At 68.4% G+C, this 18,083-nt stretch carries 16 protein-coding genes; 9 read left to right on the forward strand and 7 right to left on the reverse strand.

The annotated features are described in order from the left end of the window. Positions 1–49: 49 nt before the first annotated feature. Positions 50–337, reverse strand: coding sequence for a hypothetical protein (locus ACFVVM_RS18180; protein WP_387619317.1), 288 nt, complete (start codon positions 335–337; stop codon positions 50–52). 107 nt (positions 338–444) lie between these two features. Here ACFVVM_RS18180 and ACFVVM_RS18185 point away from each other — a divergent pair, with 107 nt between their 5' ends. The 6 genes from ACFVVM_RS18185 to hpf all read left to right on the forward strand — a co-directional run bounded on the left by ACFVVM_RS18185 (position 445) and on the right by hpf (position 7,075). Beyond that, positions 445–1,092 carry a dTMP kinase gene (locus tag ACFVVM_RS18185; protein ID WP_387619319.1) on the forward strand — a complete coding sequence of 216 codons (648 nt, stop codon included), beginning with the start codon at positions 445–447 and terminating at the stop codon, positions 1,090–1,092. A 77-nt stretch (positions 1,093–1,169) separates the two neighbouring features. After that, on the forward strand, positions 1,170–1,847 hold the full coding sequence (mtrA, locus tag ACFVVM_RS18190; protein WP_019048752.1) for an MtrAB system response regulator MtrA: 678 nt from the start codon (positions 1,170–1,172) through the stop codon (positions 1,845–1,847). A gap of 22 nt (positions 1,848–1,869) precedes the next feature. Continuing rightward, positions 1,870–3,711 carry an MtrAB system histidine kinase MtrB gene (gene mtrB / locus ACFVVM_RS18195; protein ID WP_387619324.1) on the forward strand — a complete coding sequence of 614 codons (1,842 nt, stop codon included), beginning with the start codon at positions 1,870–1,872 and terminating at the stop codon, positions 3,709–3,711. Further along, positions 3,708–5,522 carry an MtrAB system accessory lipoprotein LpqB gene (gene lpqB / locus ACFVVM_RS18200; RefSeq protein WP_387619326.1) on the forward strand — a complete coding sequence of 605 codons (1,815 nt, stop codon included), beginning with the start codon at positions 3,708–3,710 and terminating at the stop codon, positions 5,520–5,522. Before mtrB ends, lpqB begins: the two co-directional genes overlap by 4 nt. A gap of 33 nt (positions 5,523–5,555) precedes the next feature. Further along, on the forward strand, positions 5,556–6,200 hold the full coding sequence (locus tag ACFVVM_RS18205; RefSeq protein ID WP_387619328.1) for a ComF family protein: 645 nt from the start codon (positions 5,556–5,558) through the stop codon (positions 6,198–6,200). Between the two features lie 182 nt (positions 6,201–6,382). Continuing rightward, complete coding sequence (gene hpf / locus ACFVVM_RS18210; protein ID WP_387619330.1) at positions 6,383–7,075, forward strand: ribosome hibernation-promoting factor, HPF/YfiA family; 693 nt, start codon at positions 6,383–6,385, stop codon at positions 7,073–7,075. A 52-nt stretch (positions 7,076–7,127) separates the two neighbouring features. Here the strand turns inward: hpf and bluB are convergent, their stop codons facing one another. From bluB to ACFVVM_RS18240, 6 genes are all read right to left on the reverse strand, one after another. Then, positions 7,128–7,763, reverse strand: a complete 636-nt coding sequence (gene bluB, locus ACFVVM_RS18215; protein ID WP_387619332.1) for a 5,6-dimethylbenzimidazole synthase — start codon at positions 7,761–7,763, stop codon at positions 7,128–7,130. Between the two features lie 31 nt (positions 7,764–7,794). Beyond that, positions 7,795–9,066, reverse strand: coding sequence for a fatty acid desaturase family protein (locus tag ACFVVM_RS18220; RefSeq protein ID WP_387619334.1), 1,272 nt, complete (start codon positions 9,064–9,066; stop codon positions 7,795–7,797). Positions 9,067–9,160: 94 nt separating this feature from the next. Next, entirely contained in the window at positions 9,161–10,567 is a 1,407-nt protein-coding gene (locus ACFVVM_RS18225; RefSeq protein WP_387619336.1) for a fatty acid desaturase, read from the reverse strand. A gap of 119 nt (positions 10,568–10,686) precedes the next feature. Then, a complete protein-coding gene (locus tag ACFVVM_RS18230; protein ID WP_387619338.1) occupies positions 10,687–11,817 on the reverse strand; it encodes a ferredoxin reductase in 1,131 nt (376 codons plus the stop codon). Between the two features lie 122 nt (positions 11,818–11,939). Beyond that, positions 11,940–12,479 (reverse strand): DUF6912 family protein, encoded by a 540-nt coding sequence (locus tag ACFVVM_RS18235; RefSeq protein ID WP_387620845.1) that lies wholly within the window; start codon positions 12,477–12,479, stop codon positions 11,940–11,942. 10 nt (positions 12,480–12,489) lie between these two features. Beyond that, positions 12,490–13,899, reverse strand: a complete 1,410-nt coding sequence (locus tag ACFVVM_RS18240) for a wax ester/triacylglycerol synthase family O-acyltransferase (protein WP_387619340.1) — start codon at positions 13,897–13,899, stop codon at positions 12,490–12,492. A 256-nt stretch (positions 13,900–14,155) separates the two neighbouring features. Here ACFVVM_RS18240 and secA point away from each other — a divergent pair, with 256 nt between their 5' ends. The 3 genes from secA to ACFVVM_RS18255 all read left to right on the forward strand — a co-directional run bounded on the left by secA (position 14,156) and on the right by ACFVVM_RS18255 (position 17,741). Then, positions 14,156–16,975, forward strand: coding sequence for a preprotein translocase subunit SecA (gene secA / locus ACFVVM_RS18245; protein WP_387619342.1), 2,820 nt, complete (start codon positions 14,156–14,158; stop codon positions 16,973–16,975). A gap of 95 nt (positions 16,976–17,070) precedes the next feature. Beyond that, positions 17,071–17,337 carry a hypothetical protein gene (locus tag ACFVVM_RS18250; protein WP_387619344.1) on the forward strand — a complete coding sequence of 89 codons (267 nt, stop codon included), beginning with the start codon at positions 17,071–17,073 and terminating at the stop codon, positions 17,335–17,337. Beyond that, on the forward strand, positions 17,334–17,741 hold the full coding sequence (locus tag ACFVVM_RS18255) for a type II toxin-antitoxin system VapC family toxin (RefSeq protein WP_387619347.1): 408 nt from the start codon (positions 17,334–17,336) through the stop codon (positions 17,739–17,741). Before ACFVVM_RS18250 ends, ACFVVM_RS18255 begins: the two co-directional genes overlap by 4 nt. The last annotated feature ends 342 nt before the right edge of the window (positions 17,742–18,083 follow it).

Consider the following 18,083-nt stretch of genomic DNA (forward strand, 5'->3'; position numbering starts at 1 on the left):
GACAGGACCTTCGAGGTCGGCGGGGCCGCCGCTTGTCCGCCGTGGGTGATCAGCCGACGATGCCGGTGTCGCAGATCGTGGGATGGTTCCCGTTGCTCAACGACAGCAGACCGCAGAACAGCAGGCCCGCGGCCTGCGAGGAACCGGTGCTGGTCGCGGCTTCGTTGCTCCCGGAGATGATCAGCTGCCCGGAACCGGTCGCCGCACCCGCGTTGACCAGCGGGTTCAAGATGTCGATGACGGCCGAGCCCGCCGACGCGGCCGGTGCGGAGATTCCGGTCAGTACCGCCGCGGCGGCGATGGCGAGGGTGGCGGTGGTCAGTCTGCGGGCGATCATGGTGACTCCTGGTCTGGAAATGGGGTGTGCTCACCCTGTCGCCGGGCCCAGATCCTCGCCAGACCGGAAATATCGGGGCAGGGAATCGGTCGGGTAATGTCGCGCGCATGGGCGTACTGATTGCGGTCGAGGGCCTCGACGGCGCCGGTAAACGGACGCTGATCGACGGCCTGATCGATGAATTGTCCGGAAAGGGGCTGCGCGCGGGCAGCCTCGCCTTTCCGCGCTATCACCGTTCCATTCACGCCGATCTGGCCGCCGAGGCGCTGCGCGGCGCCAACGGCGACCTGGCCGGCTCGATCAACGCCATGGCGATCATGTTCGCCCTCGACCGCGCCGACGCCGCGGCCGAACTGTCGAACCTGTTGGATGCCAACGACATCGTGATCCTCGATCGCTGGGTCGCCTCCAACGCCGCCTACTCGGCCGCGCGGGCCGAACAGGACGCCGACGGCGAAATCGTCTCCTGGGTGGGCGATCTGGAATTCGGCAGGCTCGCCCTGCCCGTGCCCGAGCTCACCGTACTGCTGGATGTGCCCACCGAGGTCGCCGCCGAACGTGCCCGTCGCCGTGGCGAACTCGACGGCACCAGGGCGCTCGACGCCTACGAACGGGACGGCGGTCTGCAGCGGCGTACGGGGGAGGTCTATCGTGAGCTGGCCGACCGCGATTGGTTCGGCCGGTGGTGGACATACCGATCCGATGACGATAGACCAGCGCTACTCACCCTCTGTACGGAAATCTTCGCCGGATGAGGTTGGATACGCGACGGGTTCACACCATTAATGGCGTGGCGGCCCGATCCTGGCCTGGGAGATGACAACATAGGACTATGAAGCCCAAGATTCTGGTCGTCGACGACGATATGGCGCTCGCTGAGATGCTGACCATCGTCTTGCGCGGGGAAGGGTTCGACCCGCACGTGGTCGGCGACGGCACGCAGGCCCTGTCGGCGGTGCGGGAGATCCGCCCCGACCTGGTATTGCTGGACCTGATGCTGCCCGGCATGAACGGCATCGACGTGTGCCGCGTGCTACGGGCCGATTCCGGCGTCCCGATCGTGATGCTCACCGCCAAGACCGACACGGTCGACGTGGTGCTCGGTCTGGAGTCCGGCGCCGACGATTACATCGTCAAACCGTTCAAGCCGAAGGAACTCGTCGCCCGCGTGCGCGCGCGCCTGCGCCGCACCGAGGACGAGCCCGCCGAGCTGCTCTCCATCGCCGACATCGTCATCGACGTGCCCGCGCACAAGGTGACCCGCGGCGGTGCGCAGATCTCGCTGACCCCGCTGGAGTTCGACCTGCTGGTCGCGCTCGCGCGCAAGCCGCGCCAGGTGTTCACCCGCGAGGTGCTGCTCGAACAGGTCTGGGGTTACCGGCACGCCGCCGACACCCGCCTGGTGAACGTGCACGTGCAGCGACTACGCGCCAAGGTCGAGAAGGACCCGGAGAACCCGGAGATCGTGCTGACCGTCCGCGGTGTCGGCTACAAGGCCGGACCGCCGTGATCGGTCGCTGCGAGGCGCCGCGGTGACCGACAGGTTCATCGCGCAGCTGCGGCGATGGGTGGCCCCCGTACTGGCCTGGTTCCAGGCCGTGGGGACCGCACTGGGCCATTTGTGGCGCCGGTCGCTGCAGCTGCGGGTCATCGTGTCCACGCTGACCCTCTCGCTCATCGTGATCACGATCCTCGGGGTCGTGCTGACCGGTCAGATCACCGACCGACTCCTCGAAGCCAAGATCAACGCGGCGGTCGAGGAGATGGATCGTGCCCGCAGCACGATCGAGAACCGGCTCTCCGGTGTGCACGACGCGAACAGTCAGCAGCAACGGCTCGCCGACGCGCGCAGCGCGCTGTCCAGCCGCGGCGGCACCGGCCAATCCAGTGGCGCCGCGGGCAGCTTCGATTCGGCGCTGGCGATGGTCGGCGGCACCCCGCCGCAGGAGATCACCACCGGCCCGATCTCGCAGGTGCCCCAGGAACTGCGCCGCTTCGTCCAGCGCAACCAGGTCTCCTACCAGTTCACCACCGTCGCCGACCCGGACGGCTACCGCGGCCGCGCGCTGATCATCGGCAGCCCCAGCGCCGAGGTCGCGACCCTGGAGATCTACCTGATCTTCCCGCTGGCCAGCGAGGAGTCGAGCCTGTCGCTGATGCGCGGCACGATGCTCATCGGCGGCGTGGTGCTGCTGGTGCTGCTCGCCGCGATCACCGCACTGGTCACCAGGCAGGTGGTGCTGCCGATTCGGTCGGCCGCGCGGATCGCGGGCCGATTCGCCGACGGCCGGCTCAAGGAACGCATGCTGGTGCGCGGCGAGGACGACATGGCGCGGCTGGCACAGGCGTTCAACGAGATGGCCGAGAGCCTGTCGAACCAGATCACCCAGCTCGAGGAATTCGGCAATCTGCAGCGCCGCTTCACCTCCGATGTCAGCCACGAGCTGCGCACCCCGCTGACGACCGTGCGCATGGCCGCCGATCTCATCCACGGCTCCAGCGACGATCTCGACCCGGCACTGGCCCGCAGTTCCGAGCTGTTGGTCAACGAGCTGGACCGGTTCGAGGGCCTGCTCAACGACCTGCTCGAGATCTCCCGGCACGACGCCGGTGTGGCCGAGCTGCAGGTGGAATCGCTGGACGTGCGGATGTGCGCGCGGGCCGCGATCACCACCGTGCGCCACCTGGCCAAGGACGCCGGGGTCGAGCTGGTCATCGACCTGCCCGAGGACCCGGTGGTCGCCGAGGTCGACCCGCGTCGCGTCGAACGGGTGCTGCGCAATCTGCTCGCCAACGCCATCGACCACAGCGAGGGCAAGCCGGTGCTGATCCGGATGCGCGGCGACGGCGAGGCCAACGCGGTCGCGACCGTGGTGCGCGATCAGGGCGTCGGCCTGCGGCCGGGCGAGGAGAAGCTGGTGTTCAACCGGTTCTGGCGCTCGGATCCCTCGCGGGTGCGCCGCTCCGGCGGCACCGGGCTCGGCCTGTCGATCAGTGTCGAGGACGCGAACCTGCACGAGGGCAGGCTGGAGGCCTGGGGCGATCCCGGCGTCGGTGCCAGCTTCCGGTTGCTGCTGCCGATGGTGCGTGGCCGTAAGCTCGGACAGAGCCCGCTCGCGCTGGAACCGATGCTGCGCAAGGTGCCCGCGCTGCCGGAATCCGAATCGGTCGAGCCGACCGTCGTCGAGCTGCCCGCCGCACCGGCGGACGGCTCCGGCGCCACGGAGACAGCGGCGCCGGAGCACACGCCGGCCGACAGCGCACCGGCCGAGCACACCGGCGACCTGGCCGCGACCAACGGCCGCGGTGACACCGCCGGCGACGCGGACGACGACCAGCCGATGTCCACCGAGACCGGAGACCGACAGACATGACGATGGCGCGTGGTGATCGCTCGGGAAGGCACGGCGCGGCACTGCTCGCGGCCGTCCTGGCCGGTCTGCTCGTCCTCACCGGGTGTGCCAGTCTGCCGGAGTCCTCGGCTCCCCAGGCGCTGGGCACGATCAACCGGGCGCCGACCTCGGCGGGCCCGCCACCGCCGCTGTCGGGCCGCGATCCCGACCTGCTGGTCAGCGATTTCCTCACCGCCAGCGCCGACCCGACCGACAAGCACGCCGCCGCCCGCCAGTACATGGCGGCCGAGACCGCGGGCAGCTGGAACGACGAGGCGAGCACCACCATCGTCGACCGGCCCGACACCCTGCGCGAGTCGCGATCGGCGGACAAGGCCAGCTATGTGATCCGCGCCCGCAAGGTCGGTGAACTCGCCGGCGACGGCGGCTACCGCGCCACCGAGGGCATGCTGGAGAACAAGATCGAGATGAGCAAGATCGACGGCGAATGGCGGATCACCCAGCTGCCGTCGGGCGTCGTCATGGATTCCAGCGCCTTCGACAAGTCCTACCATCGCCACGTCCTGTACTACGTCGACCCGGACAGCTCCGTGCTGGTGCCGGATCCACGCTGGGTCTCGGTGCCGCGCGCCCAGCTCACCGAACGGCTGATCGCCATGCTGGGCGAGGGCCCGCAGTCGGCGATCGCCCCGGTGGTCCGCAATCAGCTGGCCCCGCCGGTCGCGGTGCGCGAGCCGATCACCAAGGCCAACAACGAACCGGGCGAGGTCGGCATCGGCATCGGCGGGGTGCGCATCGACTTCGCCGGGCTCGGCGGGCTCGGCCAGCGCGAGCGCGAACTGTTCGCCGCGCAGGTGGTGATGACGCTGTCCGGCGCCGACATCCTCGGCCCGTACGTGCTGCTCGCCGACGGCAAACCGCTCGACGAGCGGTACGCGGCCAACGGCTGGTCGGTCGCCGATCTGGACCAGTACAGCGCCTCGGCGCCGGGGCAGAACCGGATCGGGCTGCACGCACTGCGCAACGGCACGCTGGTCCAGGTCACCCCGGACGGGATCGTCACCCCGAGCGGGTCCTTCGGTGAGGCCACCAATCTGCAGTCGGTCGGCATCTCCGCCGACGGCCAGTTCGTCGCCGCGGTCGCCGACACCGGCCGGGCCGATCCGGAACCGGCGCGCTCGCTGCTGATCGGCAACTACGGCGCCAGGGCGTTCCCGGTCGCGGAGGGCGCCACCATCGCCCGGCCGTCGTGGACACCCGACGGGGGCGCGGCCTGGACCGTGCTCAACGGTGACCACGTGATCCGGGCGGTCACCGATCGCGCCACCGGCAATGTCTCGGTGCAGGACGTCGACACCACCGCGCTGTTCGAGGCCTTCGGCTCCACCCGGCCCGAGATCAGCGAGCTGGCGGTCTCGCGCACCGGCGTCCGCGCGGCCCTGATCGCCGACGGCAAGGTCTACGTCGCGGTGATCGAGCGCCGTCCCGACGGCCGCTACGCGCTGACCTCGCCGCTGCCGGTCGCGCTCGGCCTGAGTACCAGGGCGGTATCGCTGAGCTGGGTCACCGGCGACACCCTCATGGTGGCGCGGGAGGGCAACGTCGACCCGGTCTTCACCGTGTCGATCGACGGCTCCCAGTTCACCCCGGTCACCCCGCAGAACCTCACCCCGCCGGTCCGGGTGGTCACCGCGGCCCCGGCCACCCAGTACGTCGCCGACTCGCGCGCGGTGCTGCAACTGCAGACCGCCGACCCGTCGCGCAACGACCGCTTCTGGCGCGAGGTGCCCGGCTTGACCGGTGAACAGGTGGTCCCGGTTCTGCCGAGCTGAGTCTGTCGGTACCCGCTGCCATACTCCTTCGCTATGACGACACTGCTCGATCTGATGTTGCCCGAGCGGTGCGGCGGCTGCGGACTGGCCGGGCAGTTGTGGTGCGCCGAGTGCGCGGCCGCGCTCGCGCGGGGGCCGGTGCGAATCCGTCCACGCAGCGATCCCGGCGTGCCGTGCTGGGCGCTCGGTCCCTACACCGGACCCGGCAGGCGCGCGGTACTGGCCGCCAAGGAACACGGCAGGCGCGACCTGGCCGAACCACTCGGACTGGCGTCGGCGCGCGCACTGGCCCGGCTACGGGCCCCGGATCGCCCGCTGGTGCTCGTGCCCGCCCCGACCAGAGGGGCGGCCGCGCGGCGCCGCGGCGGTGATCCGGTGACCCGCGCCGCCCGGTGCGCCGCGGGGTGGCTGATCGATTGCCGGACCGTCCCGCTGTTGCGGATGAAGCGTGGCGTGCGCGATTCGGTGGGTTTGACGACGAGGCAGCGCGCACACAATCTCCGCGACAAGATCATGGCCGACGAAGCCGCGCTGGAGCGGGCCGGAATCGGCACGAAAGCCGAGGTGATCCTGGTCGACGATGTGCTCACGACCGGGGCCACCGCGCGCGAGTCGGTGCGCGTCCTTGGCCGGATCGGTGTACCGCCGCGAGCCGTTTTGGTGACCTGTGCGGCTTGACGGCGCGAAATTTGCGTGAACAGTGGCGGACTTGCCCGTGGCGGACTAGCGTCGCGATCACACACCGAACACGAGTTTGGGAGGTGGCGCCGCGGACATCTGGTGCCGAGCGATTCCCGATCGGCACAGCTCAATCCCGCCGCACTCGCTTCGCAGCGTGCGGCCATATCCGGGAGGTACGCGTGACGACTTCTTCACGGGCATCAGTGCGAGATGCTGACCCTTCGGCCCTGGTGGACAGTGCCGACGACTCGACCGAGGACATGCACGCCGAAGTGGTGGTGTCCGGTCGCAATGTCGAAATTCCCGACCACTATCGAATCTACGTTTCGGAGAAGCTCGCTCGTCTCGAGCGCTTCGATCCGTCGATCTTCCTCTTCGATGTGGAGCTCTTCCACGAACGCAACCGTCGTCAACGCAAGGCCTGTCAGCGTGTGGAGATCACCGCGCGCGGCCGGGGACCCATCGTGCGCGCCGAGGCGTGCGCCGACAGTTTCTACGCCGCGTTCGAGTCGGCCACCCAGAAGATCGAGAGCAGGCTGCGCCGCGCCAAGGACAAGCGGCGCGTCGTGCACTACGGGGACAAGACTCCCGTCTCCGTAGCCCAGGCGACCGCCACCCTGGTGGACGATTCGCTGTTCGCCCCGCCCAACGGTGCGGCGCATCAGCATGCCGAGGAACCCGACGAGAGCGGTCCCGGCCACATCGTGCGCACCAAGGTGCACACCGCGACTCCGATGTCGGTCGACGACGCCCTCTACCAGATGGAACTCGTCGGCCACGATTTCTTCCTGTTCCACGATCGCGAGACCGACCGTCCCTCGGTGGTCTACCGCAGACACGCCTTCGACTACGGCCTCATCCGACTGGCCTGACATCGTCGAAAACGTCCGGGCATCCGCCACCAGCGGGTGCCCGGCTCTCGTTTCAGCCGCCGAAGGTCTCGCGGTGCACGGCCTCGTCCAGTGCGCGCCCGGCCCGCCAGCCGAACCGTTCCAGATCCGGCACCTGCTGGAATTCGCGCACCGGCCCCACGCACAGCCAGGCCACCGGCTCGATTCCGGCGGGCAACGCGACCAGCTCGCGCAGCACCTCGGGCTCGTAGAACGACACCCACCCCACGCCGATGCCCTCCGCGGTCGCGGCGAGCCACAGGTTCTGGATCGCCAGCACCGTCGAGTACACCCCGGTCTCCGGCACGCTCGCCCGCCCGAGCACCTGCGGACCACCGCGGCGATTGTCATGGGTGACCACCACGCCGGTGCCGCTCTCCACGATGCCCTCGATCTTGATCGGGGCGAAGGTCGCGGCCCGGTCGGCGGGCAGCGCGGCGGCGAACTCGTCGCGCTTGTCCGCGACATGCGCGGCGAACCGGCGCAGGGTATCCGCGGACCGGATCACCACGAAATCCCACGGCTGCGAATTGCCGACGCTGGGCGCGCGATGGGCCGCCGCCAGGATTCGCCACAGGGTCTCGTCGTCGACGAGCTCGCCGGTGAACTCGGCGCGGACATCGCGACGCAGGCGGATCGCGTCGTAGACGCTCAACTGGTCGGCACTCACGCCGACCAGTGAACCAGACCCGCGGGTTTGCTCAGCGGCGGACCAGCGTCCGTCCGGCGGCCAAGGCGGTGCGCACACCACGGCGACGACCCGCGGCCAGCGCGGTCCGCAGGCCCTGACGACGTCCGGTGTCCGGGTCGATGGTGGCCACGGCATTGCCGCCGAACAGCCGCTCCGACTTGGTCTCGGGGGCGTCGTCGCTGGTGTGGCGCAGGTACTTGTTGGGCAGCGACAGCTTCAGGATCGTGCGCCAGGACTTGAAGTACTGCACCGGCAGCGAGCCGGTGGTGTAGGGCAGGTCGTACTTGTCGGCCAGCTCGCGCACCCGCACGGCGATGTCGGCGTAGTGGTTGCTCGGCAGGTCGGGGAACAGGTGGTGCTCGATCTGGTGGCTGAGGTTGCCGGTCATGAAGTGCAGGATGGGTCCGCCGGAGATGTTGGCGCTGCCGAGCATCTGGCGCAGGTACCACTCACCCTGCGTCTCGTTCTCGATGTCGGCCTTGGTGAACTTCTCGGCGCCGTCGGGGAAGTGGCCGCAGAAGATCACCGCGTTGGTCCACACATTGCGCACCACATTGGCAGCGAAGTTCGCCGTCAGGGTGGTGAAGAACGACGGACCGGTGAGCAGCGGGAAGACCACGTAGTCCTTGGCGGCCTGCTTGCCGATCTTCTTCAGCACCAGCTTGCGGTCGGCGTCGAACTGCTTCCACTCGGGAGAGTCCTTGTCCCACTTCTTCTTCGCGACCTTGCCCAGCTCGAGGTGCTGGATCGCGACGCCGTACTCGAACAGCGCCTGCAGCAGGAAGTTGTAGATCGGGTTGCCCAGGTAGAACGGCATCCAGCGCTGGTCACGGGTGACGCGCAGCAGGCCGTAGCCGATGTCGTCGTCCATGCCGAGCACGTTGGTGTACTTGTGGTGCAGGAAGTTGTGGGTGATCTTCCAGTGCGCCGAGGGGCCCGCGTTGTCCCATTCCCACGAGGTGGAGTGGATCTCCGGATCGTTCATCCAGTCCCACTGCCCGTGCATGACGTTGTGCCCGATCTCCATGTTCTCGATGATCTTGGCGGAGCCGAGCAGGGCGACGCCGGCCAGCCAGGCCGGGGGCAGGAAGCTGGCGAACAGCACGGTGCGGCCGCTGATCTCCAGCGCCCGCTGTAAGCGGATGACATTGCGGATGTAGCGGGCATCCGACTCGCCCCGTGCGGATTCGATTTCCCGGCGGATCGCGTCGAACTCCGCACCGAGAGCTTCGACATCCGCGGCGGTGAGGTGCGCGTATTCCTTGACATCCGAGATCGCCATGGCGGTTACAGTACCGTAAGTTACGAGAGCGTAGGTTGGCGAATTCGAGCCCGGATTGTGTGATAGGTCCTATTGCGAAATCGAGATGGAGATGTTATCTGGCGGCGCGTCGGCCCCAGCGGCGGGCGGCTTTGTCCTGCAGGACCTCGCGCTCATGGGTCGCGCGCTCACCCAGTGCCCGCTTGGCCTCGCGCAGTGCCGCCTTCTCCTGCCGGGCGCGCGCCTTCAGCGCCACCTTGGCCTCACGCAGCACTTCCTTCTCGTGCCGTGCCTTCTCCTTCAGCGACGCCTTCGCGTCGTGCAGCGCCGAGCGCAGCCCGAATCGCTTACCCGTCTCCGGGTCGACCCGGAGACGGTCGGGCAGCGAGATGTCGCTGAACTTGCGCTCCGAGGAGGTCTCGGGCGCATCGTCGGAGGTCCGCTTGAGGAAGCGGTCCGGCAGGGCCAGCTTGTGGATGGTCCGGAAGGCGAGCAGGTACTGCTTGCCCAGTGAACCGGTGGTGTAGGGCAGGTCGTACTTGTCGCACAGCTCGCGCACGCGCACCGCGACCTCGGAGTACCGGTTGCTCGGCAGGTCGGGGAACAGGTGGTGCTCGATCTGGTAGCAGAGGTTGCCGCTCATGAACGCCATGACCGGACCGGCCTTGAAGTTGGCGCTGCCGAGCATCTGGCGCAGATACCACTCGCCCTGGGTCTCCCCGTCGAGCTGCTCGATGGTGAACTTCTCCGCGCCGTCGGGGAAGTGCCCGCAGAAGATCACCGCGTACGCCCACAGGTTGCGCACCAGGTTGGCGGTCGCGTTGGCCTTGAGCGTCGACTTCCACGCCGGTCCGGTCAGCGCCGGGTAGAGCACGAAGTCCTTGGCCACCTGACGGCTGACCTTGCGCGCGAATTCCAGGTCCGGCGGCGAGGTGAGCGTCTTGCCGGGGATTCCGGCGAGCTCCTTCTCGATGCCGAGATCGTGCAGCGCGATACCCCACTCGAAGGTGGCCGCCAACAGCAGATTCGCCGCGGGCTGCGCGAGATGCACGGGGCGCCATGCCTCGTCGCGCGTCATCCGCAGGATGCCGAACCCGAGGTCCTCGTCCTTGCCGAGCACGTTGGTGTAGGTGTGGTGCGAGTAGTTGTGCGCGCGCCGCCACTGTGCCGACGGCCCGGTCATGTCCCACTCCCAGCTGGTGGAGTGGATCTCGGGATCGTTCATCCAATCCCACTGCCCGTGGCTCACGTTGTGCCCGAGCTCCATGTTCTCGATGATCTTGGCCACCGAGAGCAGCGCGGTGCCGGTGAGCCAGGCCCAGCGGTTGCGGCTGCCGAACAGCACCGCCCGGCCGGCGACCTCGAGGCCGCGCTGGGCGGCGATGGTGCGCCGGATGTAGCGCGCGTCACGTTCCCCGCGCGAGGTCTCGACCGAACGGCGGATCGAATCGAGTTCTTTCCCCAGTGTTTCGATGTCGGCCGCGGTCAGATGGGCGAAGCCCTGGATATCGGTGATCGCCACCGGGGTCCTCTCTGTTTGTTGGCGGCGCGGTTACGGAGACCTGGACCAGCCACTTGTCAGTCGTTATCCGACCGATGCATTACTCCGAGGGTACCTGCTGGCGGACCCGGGTGGGATGCTCAGATGTCGAGAGTGCAGTCACCCGCCGCCGCGGAGATACAGGTCTGCACCTTGTCGCCCGGTTGGCGTTCGTCACCGTTGCGCAGGTCGCGGGCGTGTCCCGCGGACAGCGTCACCACGCAGGTCTGGCAGATGCCCATCCGGCAGCCGAAGGGCAGTTGCACGCCGACCGACTCGCCTGCCTCGAGCAGGCTGGTCGCGCCGTCGACGGTGAGGGTACGGCCGGTGGTGCCGAAGGTGACGGTGCCGCCCTCGCCGATCGCCGAACGCTCCACCTCGAAGCGTTCGATGTGCAGCTTGTCGGCGACTCCCGCACTCTTCCAATGCTGTTCGATCGCGTCGAGCATGCCCGCGGGGCCACACGCCCAGGTCTCACGCTCGCGCCAGTCCGGGTAGAGCTCGTCGAGGCTGTCGAGGGAGAACAGGCCGTGGGAGTCGGTGAGTTGCAGGTGCGAGAGGAAGCTCGGGTGCCGGTCGTGCAGGTCGCGCAGTTCCGCGCCGAACATGACATCGGCGTCGGTGGGCGCGGAGTGCACGTGCACCACATCGGTGACACCGTCGCGCCGATCCATGGTGCGCAGCATCGACATCACCGGGGTGATCCCGCTGCCCGCCGTGAGGAACAGCACCTTCGCCGGGGGCGGCTCGGGGAGCACGAACCCGCCCTGCGGCGCGGCCAGGCGCACGATGGTGCCGGCGGCGACCCCGTTGACGAGGTGGCTGGAGAGCTTGCCCTCCGGCATCGCCTTCACCGCGATCGAGATCAGCCGCTTGCCGCCCTCGCCGGTCCAGTCCGGCGGGCAGGTCAGCGAGTAGGAGCGCCAGTTCCAGCGGCCGTCGATCAGGATGCCGATGCCGATGTATTGGCCCGGCTGGTACTTGAAGTCGAAGCCCCAGCCCGGCTTGATCACCAGGGTGGCCGAGTCGGCGGTCTCCTTCTGCACCTCGACGATGCGCCCGCGCAGCTCGCGTGCCGACCACAGCGGGTTGGCCAGGTGCAGGTAGTCGTCCGGGAGCAGGGGGGTGGTCACCCGGGCCACCGCGCCACGCAGCACGTTGAGCTTGCCGCCGCGGTCGCCGACCTCGGCGGCCGGTGCTTCGAGCCATTCCCGGAACTTGTTCAGGACCATCTGTGCCGTTACTCCCTGTTGTGCATGTGGGCCACCGTGGGGTGGCTCGCTCGCCCTCAGGTTACGGCATCGTAGGTTGGGTGGCAGTGGCAGCGGCGGCCTACGCGGCGGTCAGTGGGATGTCACAGCAGATCGAGCAGGAACGGCAGTTCCTGGGTGGCGTACCAGGCCAGCTGGTGGTCTTCGGCGTCACCGAGCACGAACTCGGCATCGGGGTCGCCCAGGTCGGCCGCGTCGATGACATCGACCGCCTTGGCGACCTGCGGTTCGGCCTCGGCCAGGTCGACGTGCACCGACGCCACCTGGTCGTAGCCGATCGGCCCGGCCAGCTTCACCACGGCGTCGTCGAGGTCGGGCCGCAGTTTCGCGCCGGTGACGTCGGCGGCGACGACCGCGCGCCGGTACACCGGGCTGCCGGGGTTCGCCTCGCCCTCGGCGGCCGCGTCGTCGTCGAGGCCGTCGCGCTCGGCGGCGATCAGGCGCATCGAGGCCCTGGCCGCCTCCTGCATCGCCACCTCGGCGAGCTCGTCGTCGTCGCCGGCGGCGTAGGCCTCGCGCAGGGCGGGGGTCACGGCGAAGGCGGTCGCGCCGAGCGGGAAGAACTCCCGGTCCTCGACCAACTGGCGCAGGATCGGGATCGTCGCCGGGATGTAGACCCGCAACTTGCCGTTCTCAGAGACAGGCACCGAGCAACTCCTCCATCGATTCGTGCACCGACGCCGCGAGGACGTCGATATCGGCCATGGCGTCTCGGTCGGCGTTGAGTCCGTAGAAGACCTGACCGTCGTACGAGGTGAGCCCGAAACTCAAGGTCTGATTGCGCAGCAGCGGCGAGACCGGATACATCTCCAGCATCCGCGCCCCGCCGATGTACATCGCCGTCTGTGGTCCCGGCGCGTTGGTGATCACCAGGTTGAACGTGTTGTCGGCGAAGGTACTCGCCGCCCGCACACTCATCGCGTGCAGGCTGGCCGGGGCGAATCCGGCCAGATGGACCAGCGTGCGCGCCCGCACCCCGCGCCGCTGCCGGGCGGTGGCCTCGGTGGCGTGGGAGATGTGCGACAGGCGCATCGTCGGGTTCGGTTCGCCCACCGGCAGGTCGATCAGGAACGAGGACACCTCGCTGGCCGGGGTCAGCTGGTTGTCGCCGTCGACGTAGACCGACATCGGTACCACCGCGCGCAGATTGGTCGATTCGACCAGCGCCTCGTTGCGCGAGAGCAGCCAGTTGCGCAGCGCGCCGGTGACCACGGCGAGGACGGTGTCGTTGATGGAGCAGTCGAAGTGGCGCCGGATCGTGCGGTAGTCCTCGAGGTCGGTGCGGACCACGTCGAAGCGGCGGCTGCGCGAGGTGCGGGCGTTGAGCGGGCTGTCGGGGGCGCCCGAGGTCGCCGCGCGCACCGCGTTGGCCGCGGCCCTGACCGCCATCCTGGTTCCGCGCACCACCCCGAACGCGTTCGATCCCGCGTCGCGCACGACCTCGTAGGCCTCGCTGGGCTGGGCGGCCAGCTGCGAGAGCGCCCCGGCGAGCAACTCCACATCGGAGGGTTCGCGCGGTGCGTGCCACGCGTCGTCGGCCAGTTCCCGTGGCAGCGGGCTGTTGTCGAGGATCACGTGCCCGATCTCGAGCGCGGTGTCGCCGTCGACGAGCGCCGAGTGCGACTTGGTGAACACCGCGCTGCGGCCGTCGGCGAGCCCCTCGATCAGATACATCTCCCACAGCGGCCGCCCCTGATCCAGCGGCCGTGAGGCGAGCCGGGCGACCAGGTCGTAGAGCTGTTCGTCACTGCCGGGACCGGGCAGCGCGGAGCGGCGGATGTGATAGCTGATGTCGAAGCGGCTGTCCTCGACCCAGACCGGGCGGCCCAGCGCCAGCGGGATCTCGCGCACCTTGCGGCGGTAGCGCGGAACCAGCGGCAGCCGGGATTCGACCAGGTCGATGAGGCGTTCGTAGTCCAGGACCTGCCCCGTCGCGTCGGGGGCGGTGTTCTGGAGGATCGCGAGAGAGCCGATGTGGATCGGGTTGCTGCTCGACTCGAGCCGATAGAACGACGCGTCCTGCGGCGTCAGTCTCGTGATCACGCGCTCCGATGCTCCTTCCGGTGCCGTGTGGCGCAGACCGGGCACGTCCGACATCCTACGTCACCGTAGGTGAACCGCGGTGCCGGGCAACGGTGCTCACCGGATGCCGTGACCTGGGCGGATACGGGCCCCCGGTACATCGGGCACGGGTACACGCCGCCGGGTACGGTGGTCTGCGGACTACGATGGCCCACAACGCCCACTTCACCGTGGCCGACCAGCAGAAAACACTCCGACCAGAGGACTGACGAGACCCGTGCCTGCGCTGACACTGACGAGGTTGCTACGGATTGGTGAAGGCCGCATGGTCAAGCGGCTCTCGAACCTCGCCGACGAGGTCATCGCGGTCGGTGACGAGATCGAGGGGCTCACCGACGAGCAGCTGCGCGCCAAGACCGACGAGTTCAAGCAGCGCTACGCCGACGGTGAAACCCTCGACGACCTGCTGCTCGAGGCGTTCGCGGTGGCCCGCGAGGCGTCCTGGCGCGTGCTGAACCAGAAGCACTACAAGGTGCAGATCATGGGTGGCGCGTCGCTGCACCTGGGCAACATCTCGGAGATGAAGACCGGTGAGGGCAAGACCCTGACCTGTGTGCTGCCCGCCTACCTCAACGCGATCTCCGGCGACGGCGTGCACGTGGTCACCGTCAACGACTACCTCGCCAAGCGCGACTCCGAGTGGATGGGCCGCGTGCACCGCTTCCTCGGTTTCGAGGTCGGCGTGATCCTCGGCGGCATGACCCCGGCCGAGCGCCGGGTGGCCTACGCCGCCGACATCACCTACGGCACGAACAACGAGTTCGGCTTCGACTACCTGCGCGACAACATGACCCACTCGCTGGACGATCTCGTCCAGCGCGGGCACAACTTCGCCGTGGTCGACGAGGTCGACTCCATCCTCATCGACGAGGCCCGCACCCCGCTGATCATCTCGGGCCCGGCCGACGCCTCCTCGAAGTGGTACGCCGAGTTCGCGCGCATCGCGCCGCTGCTGAAGAAAGACCTGCACTACGAGGTCGACATCAAGAAGCGCACCATCGGTGTGCACGAGGCGGGCGTGGAGTTCGTCGAGGACCAGCTCGGCATCGACAACCTGTACGAGGCCGCGAACTCGCCGCTGGTCAGCTACCTGAACAACGCGATCAAGGCCAAGGAGCTCTACCAGCGCGACAAGGACTACATCGTGCGCGACGGCGATGTGATCATCGTCGACGAGTTCACCGGCCGCATCCTGGTGGGGCGCCGCTACAACGAGGGCATGCACCAGGCGATCGAGGCCAAGGAGAAGGTCGAGATCCAGCCGGAGAACCAGACCCTGGCCACGATCACCCTGCAGAACTACTTCCGCCTCTACGACAAGCTCTCGGGCATGACCGGTACCGCCGAGACCGAGGCCGCCGAGCTGCACTCGATCTACAACCTCGGCGTGGTCCCGATCCCGACGAACAAGCCGATGGTCCGCAAGGACCAGGCCGACCTGATCTACAAGTCGGAAGAGGCCAAGTTCAACGCGGTCGTCGACGATGTGGTGGAGCGGCACGAGAAGGGCCAGCCGGTCCTGATCGGTACCACCAGCGTCGAGCGCTCGGAGTACCTGTCCAAGCAGTTCACCAAGCGCGGTGTCGCGCATTCGGTGCTGAACGCGAAGTTCCACGAGCAGGAAGCCCAGATCATCGCCGAGGCCGGTCGGCCCGGCGCGGTCACCGTCGCCACCAACATGGCCGGTCGTGGTACCGACATCGTGCTCGGCGGCAACGCCGACATCATCGCCGACATCCTGCTGCGCAAGCAGGGCCTGGACCCGGTGAACACCCCCGACGAGTACGAGGCCGCCTGGCATTCCGCGCTCGAGCAGGTCAAGAAGCAGACCGAGGACGACGCCGAGAAGGTGCGTGAGGCCGGTGGCCTGTACGTGCTCGGCACCGAGCGCCACGAATCGCGGCGTATCGACAACCAGCTGCGTGGCCGCTCCGGCCGTCAGGGCGATCCGGGCGAGTCCCGTTTCTACCTGTCCCTCGGTGACGAGCTGATGCGCCGCTTCAACGGTGCCGCGCTCGAGTCGATCATGACCAGGCTGAACCTGCCCGACGATGTGCCGATCGAGGCGAAGATGGTCTCCAAGGCCATCAAGAGCGCCCAGACCCAGGTCGAGCAGCAGAACTTCGAGATCCGCAAGAACGTCTTGAAGTACGACGAGGTGATGAACCAGCAGCGCACCGTCATCTACGGCGAGCGCAACCAGATCCTGCGTGGTGAGGACATGGAGGGTCAGGTCCAGAACATGATCACCGACGTGACCACCGCCTATGTCGACGGTGCCACCGCCGAGGGCTACGTCGAGGACTGGGATCTGGACAAGCTGTGGACCGCGCTCAAGACGCTGTACCCGGTGAGCCTGGACCACAAGGAGCTCGCCGGCGAGACCGCCACCGGTGACGCGGGCGAACTCACCCGCGACGAACTGCGCCAGGCCCTGCTCGACGACGCGCACACCGCCTACGAGAAGCGCGAGCAGGAGATCGACGGCCTGGCCGGCGAGGGCGCCATGCGCAACCTGGAACGCCAGGTCCTGCTCTCGGTCCTCGACCGCAAGTGGCGCGAGCACCTCTACGAGATGGACTACCTCAAGGAGGGCATCGGCCTGCGCGCGATGGCCCAGCGCGACCCCCTGGTCGAGTACCAGCGCGAGGGCTTCGACATGTTCGCCGCCATGCTGGAAGGCCTCAAGGAAGAGTCCGTCGGCTTCCTGTTCAACCTCCAGGTCGAGGTCCAGCAGCCCCAGGCTCCCCAGCCCGAGGGCGTCTCCGTCGACAAGAACCTCCGTTCCCCCGTCGGCGCCCGCCCCCAGGACGCGCCCCCGCCCGCCCCCCAGGCCCCACCGGCCCTGCGCGCCAAGGGCATCGACGAGTCCACCCCCAAGGGCCTGAACTACTCCGGCCCCGCCGAGGACGGCCGCGCCGAATCCCGCTCCGACGCCCAGGAATACGGCGGCCAGCAGCAGAACGGCACCCGCCGCTCCCGCCGCGAAGCGGCCCGCTCCGACGCCAAGGGCAAGGGCGGCAAGCGCCGCCGCTGAGGTAAACGCCGCTCCACCGAAGGCCCCCGCCACAACACGGGGGCCTTCGTCGTTCGGCACCAGGCGCCCTCGAACGTGCATGTACAATTGCATGCATGGTTGCCCTGCAGATTCGCGACGTTCCCGAGCCGCTGCGTGATCAGCTGGTCGCGCTGGCGCAGCGACGCGGCCAGTCCCTGCAAGCGTTCCTGTTCGACCTGATTCGCGACGAGGCCCGTCGCCAGGACAACATCGCGGTCCTCAAGCAGTTCAGCCCCGTCGCCTGGGACGTCGCTTTCACCGCGGTGGACGTCCAGGTCGCGCTGGATGAGGAACGTGCCGAACGGGATTCGGCCCTGACCGACCGGGAGGCCTGCGAGTGATCGTGGTGGACGCGTCAGTCTTCGCTCACGCTCTCCTGAACCCGGACCCGCTCGGCGACCTGTGCCGCACCAACCTGGAGGCCGACAACCGCTGGATCGCCCCCCAGCACTGGACCATCGAGGTCCTGTCGGTGATCCGCCGTTTCTCCCGAGCGGGAACCATCACCGCCGCCCAAGCCGCCCAGGCCGTCACGGCCCTGGAAAAGCTCGATCCGGAGGTCCCCATCACCCGCGTCCTCGTACCCAGAATATGGGATCTCCGCGACAATCTGACCGCCTACGACGCGGCCTACGTCGCTGCCGCGGAGGCGTATGACTGCGAGTTGCTCACCACGGACTCACGACTGGCGAACGCACCGGGAATCGTTTGCACCGTGCGCGTTCTGCGAACGGCGGATTCGTAATCGGCCGGGGCCATCCCAGGAATCCGGGGCGCTCTCAGAACGTGGATCAGTCCGTTCGGTTCTCCGCGGTCGCACGCGGTCCGTCCGCTGGGATCCGGCAGTTGGTACTCCTGCCTGCTGGCCTTCGACACCCCGTTCGGTGTGCAACACGGCCGCCGGGTCGGCAGCACCGAGATCCAGATCAGAATGCGCGGGTTCGTTCCACCGCCCATGACACAGACCTGCGCCACCCTGACGGAAATCGCGGAATCGTTGGCTCCCCACCTCCCCCCAGGCCGCTGACCCGAACTGCGCCCCGGGTATCTGCCATCGTCGCGATAGGCATCGGGGAACCCGGCACCC

Source organism: Nocardia sp. NPDC058176, from assembly GCF_042883805.1.
Lineage (GTDB): Bacteria > Actinomycetota > Actinomycetes > Mycobacteriales > Mycobacteriaceae > Nocardia.

Coding starts and splice junctions, on each gene's coding strand:
- ACFVVM_RS18180 (WP_387619317.1), bottom strand. CDS start 337: ATGATCGCCCGCAGACTGACCACCGCCACCCTCGCCATCGCCGCCGCG.
- mtrA (WP_019048752.1), top strand. CDS start 1,170: ATGAAGCCCAAGATTCTGGTCGTCGACGACGATATGGCGCTCGCTGAG.
- ACFVVM_RS18205 (WP_387619328.1), top strand. CDS start 5,556: ATGACGACACTGCTCGATCTGATGTTGCCCGAGCGGTGCGGCGGCTGC.
- lpqB (WP_387619326.1), top strand. CDS start 3,708: ATGACGATGGCGCGTGGTGATCGCTCGGGAAGGCACGGCGCGGCACTG.
- ACFVVM_RS18185 (WP_387619319.1), top strand. CDS start 445: ATGGGCGTACTGATTGCGGTCGAGGGCCTCGACGGCGCCGGTAAACGG.
- ACFVVM_RS18230 (WP_387619338.1), bottom strand. CDS start 11,817: ATGGTCCTGAACAAGTTCCGGGAATGGCTCGAAGCACCGGCCGCCGAG.
- ACFVVM_RS18250 (WP_387619344.1), top strand. CDS start 17,071: ATGGTTGCCCTGCAGATTCGCGACGTTCCCGAGCCGCTGCGTGATCAG.
- ACFVVM_RS18220 (WP_387619334.1), bottom strand. CDS start 9,066: ATGGCGATCTCGGATGTCAAGGAATACGCGCACCTCACCGCCGCGGAT.